Genomic DNA, 3,632 nt, shown 5'->3' with positions numbered 1-3,632 from the left:
GCAGAAGGGCGACTACCTGGCGTCCGAACGCCTGCAGGCCGAAGCCGGCCGCATCATTCCCGACTCCGCGGCGCTGCAGGACATGATCGCGCGCATCGTCGAACTGCGACAGGCGCGTACCGAAGCGCTGCTGGCCCAGGGCCATTCGGCGGTGGACGCGCTGGACCTGGAACTGGCCGCGCGCCGCCTGGCCGAAGCCGAACAGGTGTCGCTGCAGGCCCAGGGCCTGGACGGCCTGCGCGAACGCATCGAACTGGCGCGACACTACGGCCACTTCCGCCCCGGCCAGGTGTTCCGCGAACCGCTGGCGTCCGGCGGCGAAGCGCCGGAAATGGTGGTGCTTGCCTACGGCAGCTTCCACATGGGTTCGCCCGAAGACGAAACCGGCCGCCATGAAAACGAAGGTCCGCGCCACGAGGTGGAGTTCGAGCGTGGTTTCGCCATCGCCCGCAACGAGACCACGGTGGCCGAGTTCCGCGCCTTCGTGGAAGCCAGCGGTCACCGTTCACTGGCCACGCGCCGGGGACGTTCCACCGTCTACGACGAAAAAGGCGGCGTGATGGGCGAACACGGCCGCGTGGACTGGCGGCGTGATTACGCCGGTGCGCCGGCCACGCCGGACCTGCCGGTGGTGCATGTCTCGTTCGAGGACGCCCAGGCCTACGCCGCCTGGCTGTCGGCGCAGACCGGCCAGCGTTACCGCCTGCCCAGCGAAGCCGAATTCGAGTACGCCCTTCGCGCCGGCCGCGACGAAGCCTGGCCCTGGGGCAAGGGCGTGCCCACGCGCGTGGTCGGCAACCTCACCGGCGACGGCGACCAGTCGCGTCTAAAGCGCCAGTGGGCCAATGCCATTCCCGGCTACAGCGACGGCCACTGGGGCCCGGCGCCGGTGCGCAGTTACCCGGCCGAAGCCTTCGGCACCTTCGACCTGGTCGGCAACGTCAGCGAATGGGTGCTCGATTGCTGGCACGACAGCTACCGGCGCGCGCCGCGCGACGGCACGGCCTGGGTCAACCCGGGCTGCAGCGACCGGGTGATCCGCGGCGCGTCCTGGGCCAGTTCGCTCGACCGTGCGCGTTCGGCCTACCGGCAGTCGACGCCGGCCGACACCACCAACGCCCGCGTTGGTTTCCGGGTCGTGCGCGACCTCTAGGGATTCAGCGAACGCGCGACTTCGGCGTGCGCGGCGACTTGCGGGTGGACGCGCCGGTACTGCTGCCGCCGCTGCCCAGGCCCTGCTGGAAGGAACGCCACAGATCCAGGTTGCGCTCGGCCAGCTGGTTGAGCAGGGCCCAGGGCGCCTGGCCGACGAGATTGCCGATCTGGCCGCGGATCTGCTGCTGCTGTTCCAGGAAAAACTGCAGGCTGCGCTCGAGGAAGCTGCCCAGGTGCCCCTGCATGGAATCGCCGCGGAAACGGATGACCTGGGTCAGCAGCTCGGTGGTGAAGATCGGCTGCCCGTGTTCTTCGTGCTCGGCGATGATCTGCATCAGCACCGGCCGGGTGATGTCATTGCCGCTGCGCGCGTCGCGCACCACGAAAGCCTCGCCGTCCACGATCAGCTGGCGCACGTCTTCGAGCGTGATGTAGCTGGAGATCTCGGTGTCGTACAAGCGGCGGTTCGGGTACTTCTTGATGATGCGGACATGCGACATGCAGGGCACCGGAAGTTCGCGACGACGGACGGGCCCCGGAGCATCCCCCACGCGACTGCGGGATGCAAGCAGCAGTCGCTGCCTTCACTTTCCCTGCACGGGCGACCAGCGGTTTTCACGCGGTATGCGGGTCGGATCGAAGGCAGGCACGGCGGCCGGCAGCACCTGCGCCGGCGTGCCCGCGGCGGGCAACTGCGCCGGATCCTGGCCCAGGAACAACCAGGCCGCGCGCAGCGCCGGCATCGGGTCGTGGTCGTGCACCGGCAGGGCCGCCAGTGACTTGCCCAGCTTGCGCCCCTGCGCGTCGTGCACCACCGGCAGGTGCGCATAGGCCGGCGTCGGCAGGCCCAGGCGTTGCTGCAGGTAGATTTGCCGCGGCGTGGAATCGAGCAGGTCGGCGCCGCGCACGATGTCGGTGATGCCCTGGGCGCCGTCGTCCACCACCACAGCCAGCTGGTAGGCCCAGAAGCCATCGGCGCGCCGCAGCACCACGTCTCCGGCCTCGCGCCCCAGGTCCTGCCGGAACTCGCCCTGGATGCGGTCATGGAAAGCCAGCTCGCCGTCGGGCAAACGCAGGCGGATGGCCGGCGGCCGGCCGGGGCGCGGCTGGCCGACGCAGCGCCGGTGCACGCCGCCGCTGGCCTCCAGGTCGCTGCGGCTGCAGTGGCATTCGAAGGCGTCGCCCGAGGCCAGCAGGGTGGCCAGCGCCGCGGCGTAGGCATCGCCACGGGTGGACTGGAACCAGGGCGCCTCGTCCGGCACCAGGCCGAAGGCGACCAGGGTGGCGAGCTGGCGTTCAGCGGCGCCCGGAACTTCACGCGGCGGATCGAGGTCTTCGATGCGGACCAGCCACCGGCCACCCGCCTGGCGCGCGAACAGCCAGCTGCCCAGGGCCGCCACCAGCGAACCAAAGTGCAGCGGGCCGGTGGGCGAGGGCGCGAAGCGGCCGATGTAGGAAGGCTCGGTTTGCATCACCACTTGAATTTAACCGTCACTGCGTACATTTAACCCCAGAACGGCGGCCCCGCCGCCACCCCCACGAGAGAAACCCCCATGTTCAAGCGAGTCGCCCTGTTCCTTGCCACCAACCTGGCGGTGCTGGTCCTGCTGGGTATCGTGATGAGCGTGCTGCAGAACGTCTTCGGCATCAGCCTGGGCAACAACGGTGCCCTGCTGCTGTTCGCCGCGGCCTTCGGCTTCGGCGGCGCCTTCATCTCCCTGGCCATTTCCAAGTGGATGGCCAAGCGCACCACCGGCCTGCACCTGATCACCGAGCCGCGCAACGAAGGCGAGGCCTGGCTGCTGGCCACCGTGAAGCGGCAGTCGGAAGCCGCCGGCATCGCGATGCCGGAAGTGGGCATCTACGACGCGCCGGAAATCAACGCCTTCGCCACCGGCCCGAGCCGCAACAATTCGCTGGTGGCGGTGTCCACCGGCCTGCTTCGGGCGATGAGCCGCGACGAGGCCGAGGCGGTGCTGGCCCACGAAGTCAGCCACGTCGCCAACGGCGACATGGTCACCATGGCGCTTATCCAGGGCGTGCTGAACACCTTCGTGATCTTCCTCTCGCGCATCGTCGGCCGCGTGATCGACGCCGCGCTCAGCGGCAACCGCGATGGCGGCACCGGTCCGTTCTACTTCATCACGGTGCTGGTGCTGGACATCATCTTCGGCATGCTCGCCTCGGTGGTGGCGATGTGGTTCAGCCGCTGGCGCGAGTTCCGGGCCGACGAGGGCGGTGCCCGCCTGGCCGGCCGCGAGAAGATGATCGCCGCGCTCGAGCGCCTGTCGCAGACCTACGGCGAAAGCACGCTGCCCAAGGAAGTGCGCGCCTTCGGTATCTCCGGCGCCGTCGGCCACGGCCTGCGCAAACTCTTCATGACCCCCCCGCCGTTGGCAGAGCGCATCAACGCCCTGCGCAACATGCCGGCGACGATCTGATCGGGCTTTACCCGAAGTCGTAGTTCATCTGCGGGC

At 69.3% G+C, this 3,632-nt stretch carries 4 protein-coding genes; 2 read left to right on the top strand and 2 right to left on the bottom strand.

All coding sequences use genetic code 11. From position 1 onward, the window contains the following. On the top strand, window positions 1–1,153 hold a 1,153-nt coding region (locus tag AACZ35_RS13235; RefSeq protein WP_339830065.1), incomplete at its 5' end, for a formylglycine-generating enzyme family protein. 4 nt (window positions 1,154–1,157) lie between these two features. Here AACZ35_RS13235 and phaR read toward each other — a convergent pair. Further along, window positions 1,158–1,655: a polyhydroxyalkanoate synthesis repressor PhaR gene (phaR, locus tag AACZ35_RS13230; protein WP_339830063.1), complete on the bottom strand. Its 498-nt coding sequence runs from the start codon at window positions 1,653–1,655 to the stop codon at window positions 1,158–1,160. A gap of 84 nt (window positions 1,656–1,739) precedes the next feature. Then, window positions 1,740–2,627 carry a tRNA glutamyl-Q(34) synthetase GluQRS gene (gluQRS, locus tag AACZ35_RS13225; RefSeq protein WP_339830061.1) on the bottom strand — a complete coding sequence of 296 codons (888 nt, stop codon included), beginning with the start codon at window positions 2,625–2,627 and terminating at the stop codon, window positions 1,740–1,742. Between the two features lie 81 nt (window positions 2,628–2,708). On the opposite strand from gluQRS, the gene htpX reads away from it, so the two are divergent. Continuing rightward, complete coding sequence (gene htpX / locus AACZ35_RS13220; RefSeq protein ID WP_339830059.1) at window positions 2,709–3,596, top strand: protease HtpX; 888 nt, start codon at window positions 2,709–2,711, stop codon at window positions 3,594–3,596. Window positions 3,597–3,632 lie beyond the last annotated feature (36 nt).

Origin of the sequence: uncultured Arenimonas sp. (assembly GCF_963976025.1) — a bacterium.
In the GTDB taxonomy this organism is placed as follows: Bacteria; Pseudomonadota; Gammaproteobacteria; order Xanthomonadales; family Xanthomonadaceae; genus Arenimonas.
The sequence above is the reverse complement of the archived record's forward strand: the minus strand, read 5'-3'. Positions and strand labels throughout refer to the sequence as shown.